This is a genomic window from Nodosilinea sp. LEGE 07298, from assembly GCF_015207265.1.
Classification (GTDB): Bacteria; Cyanobacteriota; Cyanobacteriia; order Phormidesmidales; family Phormidesmidaceae; genus Nodosilinea.
This window is the reverse complement of sequence record NZ_JADEXE010000403.1, coordinates 1-4,967: the sequence shown is the minus strand read 5'-3', so window position 1 is coordinate 4,967 and position 4,967 is coordinate 1. Positions and strand designations below refer to the sequence as shown.

The following is a 4,967-nucleotide window of genomic DNA, read 5'->3' as shown; positions in this document are numbered from 1 at the left end:
CACCCACTCCAGCGCTCGGTTCCACGCCCACCAGGGGTCACTATCCCCCGCCAGGCGCTGACCGGCGCTGCTGCTGTAGTAGCCCACGTGGCCACCGTAGTCAGTCAGCACCAGGTCAATCTTGGGGTTGGCCGCACAAACTCGTTTCAGGTCGGGGATAATCTCAGGGCTAAACAGCGGGTCATCGGTGGCGTAAAGAATCAGGGTGGGAATGCTCAGATCGGCCATGAAGGGCAGGGGGCTGCTGGCATCGTAGTAGTCTTCTACGCTGGTAAACCCTAGCCTAACAATCACCAGCTCGTGGTCAAAGCCCCAAATACTGTTGGCGCGATCGATCGCTGCCAGGTCAAAATGACCAGGGTGCAACTGATGCAGCCGCTGGGCCAGCCGCTTGAGTTCGCGTGCGATCGATCGCTCCAAATATTTACCCAACGGATCCGCCGTTAGATACTTCAGCGATCGATTGGAGTCGAGGCTGGGGCAGACCACCACCACGCCGCCAATATCGCTTGGCCCTAAACCGCTGTCAGGAGGCAAATCCATGGCAGCTTTGGCTCCCCATAGCGCCAGCTGCCCGCTCAGCGAGTAGCCCATAAGCCAAAACGGTGGCGCACAGCCCAAAGCCTTAGCTTGCGCGGCCAGGGCAATATAGTCATGGCCTTCATAGATGCCGTCGGAGGTCAGGGTCGGAGAGAGTTCGGCTGTTTTGCCGTGGGCACGCCAGTCAAACATCACCAGGCCATAGCCCCGGTGGTAGGCTTTGCGGCCTAAAATCTCCAGTTGCCACTGGTCATCCAGGCTGCCAGTAATGCCGTAGGTAGCAATGATGGTGCCCCGAGCGTAAGTTGGCACCACCCAGCGGCCAAAAATGGGCACATCTCCATGCCCCTTAAACACATGATCTCGATAGCTTATCGGCGGCAAATCGGTGTTTTGAGGCCAGTTCTGGTTGGCCACCAGGGCCGTGTAGAGGGTCATGGCCAGGCCATTTTGCAAAAACCAGGGGGGCACAAAGGGAGGCATAGGGTTGCGCAAAGACTGCTCTTAGCATTCCAGAGAAATCCGTTGGGCACCATCCCCCCACCAAAGAAAAACGTACGATGATGGCTACCCTGGCGAGGAGAAATGTCATGACCGCCCCCAAAAATCAGAGCGATGTGGTGCGAGTGGGTCTGGTTGGCACCGGGTTTGTGGCTCGACTCCGGGCCGATGCGATCCAGAGGATGCCCTCGGCTCAATTGGTAGCGGTAGCAGGACACACCACCGCTGAAACCGTAGCCTTTGCCGAACAGTACAACGCCCTTGCTCTCGATCGCTGGCAAGACCTGGTTACCTACGACGACCTGGACGTGATTATGGTCTGCCACGTCAACAGTGAGCACAGCTCAGTCGTGGCGGCGGCCCTGGAGGCGAATCGCCACGTGGTAGTCGAGTATCCGCTGGCGCTAAATGCAGAGCAGGCCCAGGCGCTGCTCACCCTGGCCCAGACCAAACAGCGCCTGCTGCATGTCGAGCACATCGAGCTGCTGGGCGGTACCCACCGTGCCCTCAAAGCCAACCTGGCGGCGGTGGGCCTGCCCTTTTATGCTCGCTACGGCACGCTGGCCCCTCGCCGACCCGCCCCCCTCACCTGGACCTACTGCCCCAGTCTATTTGGGTTTCCCCTGGTGGGGGCGCTGTCGCGGCTGCACCGACTGATCGACTGCTTTGGCCCGGTAGCGCGGGTTTACTGCCAAAACCACTACAGCGGCCTCACCCAAAATTCAGAAGGAACAACCTGCTACACCACCTGCCTCTGCACCGCCCAGCTCACCTTTGCCTCAGGGCTAATCGCTGAAGTAGTCTATGGCAAGGGCGAGGCACTGTGGGAGGCGAGGCGGCGGCTGGAGGTAATGGGCAACGAGGGGTATTTGTGTTTTGAGGGCGATCGCGGCACCATTACCAACATCCAGGGCTCTCGCCCCCTAGACGTTGGCTCGCGGCGAGGGCTATTTGCCGCCGACACTGCTCAAGTCGTTGATCATTTGCTGACCGGTCAGGCGCTGTACTGTAACCCCGAGGCCAGTCTGTACACGCTACAGGTGGCGACCTGCGCCCAGCGATCGGCGGCGATGGGGCGGGCGGTGGACGTGGCACCCCCTGCGTCTGCCTCCTCATAATCTGCTGTCTGAATGGCCTCAGTGAGGGTCGCTAAGGCTAACGGAGTTGACAGCGAGGCCGACGTTGATCAGATGATTTGGTAGCGTTGATGACGGCGGGCGTTTATGCCCCTTGGAATCATAGGTCAGCGAACGGGAGTAACAACGATATGGCCGCATGTGACTACAGGCCCGGTTTAGAGGGTGTACCGGCCACCCAGTCGAGCGTTAGCTTTGTGGATGGCCAGGCGGGAATTTTGGAGTATCGCGGTATTCCCATCGAAGAACTGGCTCAGCGCGGCACGTTTCTCGAAACGGCCTACCTGTTGATTTGGGGTGGGCTGCCCTCCAAGAGCGAGCTAGAAGCCTTTGAGTACGAAATTCGCTATCACCGCCGCCTCAAGTACCGCATCCGCGACATGATGAAGTGCTTTCCTGAGAGCGGTCACCCCATGGATGCCTTACAGGCCTGCGCGGCAGCCCTGGGCCTGTTCTACTCGCGCCGCGCCCTCGATAACCCCATCTACATTCAAAAAGCTGTAGTGCGGCTGCTGGCCAAAATTCCCACTATGGTGGCGGCGTTTCAGCTCATGCGCAAGGGCAACGACCCGGTGCAGCCCCGCGACGACCTTAACTATGCCGCCAACTTTCTCTACATGCTCAACGAGCGCGAGCCCGACCCCCTGGCGGCCCGCATTTTTGACATTTGCCTGACGCTGCACGCCGAGCACACCATCAATGCCTCGACCTTTTCGGCCATGGTGACGGCTTCGACCCTGACCGACCCCTATGCGGTCGTCGCTTCGGCGGTGGGCACCCTGGCAGGGCCGCTCCACGGCGGGGCCAACGAGGAGGTGATTGAGATGCTAGAGCAAATTGGCTCGGTCGAAAACGTGCGCCCCTATGTGGAGCGCTGCATTGCCGAAAAGTCTAAGATCATGGGCTTTGGCCACCGGGTTTACAAGGTCAAAGACCCCCGCGCCACCATTTTGCAGGGGCTGGCCGAGCAGCTCTTCGAGAAATTTGGCCAGGACGAATACTACGCGATCGCCCTAGAGATGGAGCAGGCCGTCTCTGAAAAGCTGGGCACAAAGGGCATTTACCCTAATGTCGACTTCTACTCCGGGCTGGTCTACCGCAAGCTGGGCATTCCCACCGATTTGTTTACGCCAATTTTTGCGATCGCCCGGGTAGCTGGCTGGCTGGCTCACTGGAAAGAGCAGCTAGGCGAGAACCGCATCTTTAGGCCCACCCAGATTTATACCGGCCCCCGCGACCAGGCCTATGTTGACCTTGTCAATCGACCTCAAATTTGGGATAAACAGGGATTTTCCGTATCTCTACCCTCCTACGAAACTCCGTAACCAGATCGGCTCCCTTCAGATTTTTTAGGAACCAAATTTTTAGGAACCAGATCTGAGGGGCTCCTGATGGGTCAGACCCCTCTGGGCACCCTCTCCATAAGCGCCGATCATTGATTTAGTGACGATTTTCAGGAACTCCTGCCCCTCTGGCGCTTGCGCCGGGGGGCTTTTGTTTGGAAGGGTTCTAGGTGTTGGGTGTCGGGGGTATACGGTTCAAGGTATACGGTTCAAGGTCTGTCGCATGCCGTGCACCGCAAACCGTACACCCAACACCTGACACCCCTCATCCCCCAGCGGTGGCCCATACCATCCCAATCACTCCCGCCAGCCCCAGGTAATAAACCACCACCGGCAGGAGCTGGCGCATGAGCAGCCCTTCTCGGCCCAGCAGCCCGACTGTGGCCGCTGCCGCTACCACGTTCGACACGCAAATTACATTGCCTGCCGAGGCCCCTACCGTTTGCAGGGCCAAAATAAGCGGCGGCGGCGTGCCGATGTTTTCCGCCACCCCAAACTGAAACAGCGAAAACATCATATTGCTGACGGTAACGCTGCCCGCCACAAAAGCTCCAATCGTACCTACCCCAGCGGCAAACAGGGGCCAGCTTCCTCCTGCCAGGGCCGACATGCCCTCCGCCAAGGCCAGGGGCATACTGGGTAGCCCGGAGCTATTCACATCAGAATTGATAAAGACCCGCGCCATCAGCACCGCCGACCCCAGCGCCAGGGCTGTTTTTTGCAGCACTGGCAGCGATCGCCCCACTGCCTGACCCAAATCGCTGGGCTTCATCTGGTGCAGACCGTAGGTGACAGCCACCACGAGCAAAAACATCGTGCCCGGCAGGTAGAGCGGGGTAGAGGTCACGGTGATGGTGGTGCCAAAGATTCCGGTCCACGCAGCTCTTGCCCCCTGTAGCCAACCCTTGAGTGGTAATTGGGACAGCCGAGACAGGACCAACAGTCCCCCCAGCAGGACGTAGGGCAGCCATGCTTTCACCACCGTCATCCCCGCTGGTGGTGAAGGCAGCGCTGGTGTTACACCTCCTGACCAGGTCTCTGGCCAGGTCTCTGCGGGCGGGAAATCCCAGGGCTGCTCAGGCTGTAGCCAACCCTGGCGAATGAGGGTGACGACCACGGTCAGTCCCACTAGTCCACCAATCATCGACGGAAACTCTGGCCCCAGGAATGCCGCCGTCAGGCTGTAGGGCACTGTAAAGGCTAGTCCGGCTGCCAGAGCAAACGTCCACACCCCTTGTCCCTCCGCCCGCGCCTGACTCCGACCAAAAATACGGTTGAGCATCACCACCAGCACCAGCGGAATAAACGTGCCGATCGCAGCGTGAATTAAAGCGGCCCGGCTCCCCACCTGGGCAATAAAATCGATCAGATCGAGGTTTTGGGCCGTCAGGGCTGCCTCCACCGCCGCTGCCCCCCCTAGCCCCGCATCCATGCCAAAGATCAGCGG

4 protein-coding genes are annotated in these 4,967 nt (G+C 59.5%); 2 read left to right on the top strand and 2 right to left on the bottom strand.

Features of this window, described 5'->3' with window-relative positions; all coding sequences use genetic code 11:
* On the bottom strand, positions 1-1,023 hold a 1,023-nt coding region (locus tag IQ273_RS30355), incomplete at its 3' end, for a YheT family hydrolase (RefSeq protein WP_194026822.1).
* A 107-nt stretch (positions 1,024-1,130) separates the two neighbouring features.
* Between IQ273_RS30355 and IQ273_RS30350 the strand changes: the two genes are divergently transcribed.
* Both IQ273_RS30350 and IQ273_RS30345 read left to right on the top strand, forming a co-directional pair.
* Complete coding sequence (locus tag IQ273_RS30350; protein WP_194026821.1) at positions 1,131-2,159, top strand: Gfo/Idh/MocA family protein; 1,029 nt, start codon at positions 1,131-1,133, stop codon at positions 2,157-2,159.
* Positions 2,160-2,308: 149 nt separating this feature from the next.
* Positions 2,309-3,502 (top strand): citrate synthase, encoded by a 1,194-nt coding sequence (locus IQ273_RS30345; protein ID WP_194026820.1) that lies wholly within the window; start codon positions 2,309-2,311, stop codon positions 3,500-3,502.
* A 283-nt stretch (positions 3,503-3,785) separates the two neighbouring features.
* Here IQ273_RS30345 and IQ273_RS30340 read toward each other — a convergent pair.
* The coding region (locus tag IQ273_RS30340; protein ID WP_194026819.1) for an L-lactate permease at positions 3,786-4,967 on the bottom strand (1,182 nt) is incomplete at its 5' end.

What these genes read in the sequence shown, in the direction of transcription:
- IQ273_RS30350 (WP_194026821.1), top strand. Translation starts at nt 1,131, where the DNA reads ATGACCGCCCCCAAAAATCAGAGCGATGTGGTGCGAGTGGGTCTGGTT.
- IQ273_RS30345 (WP_194026820.1), top strand. Translation starts at nt 2,309, where the DNA reads ATGGCCGCATGTGACTACAGGCCCGGTTTAGAGGGTGTACCGGCCACC.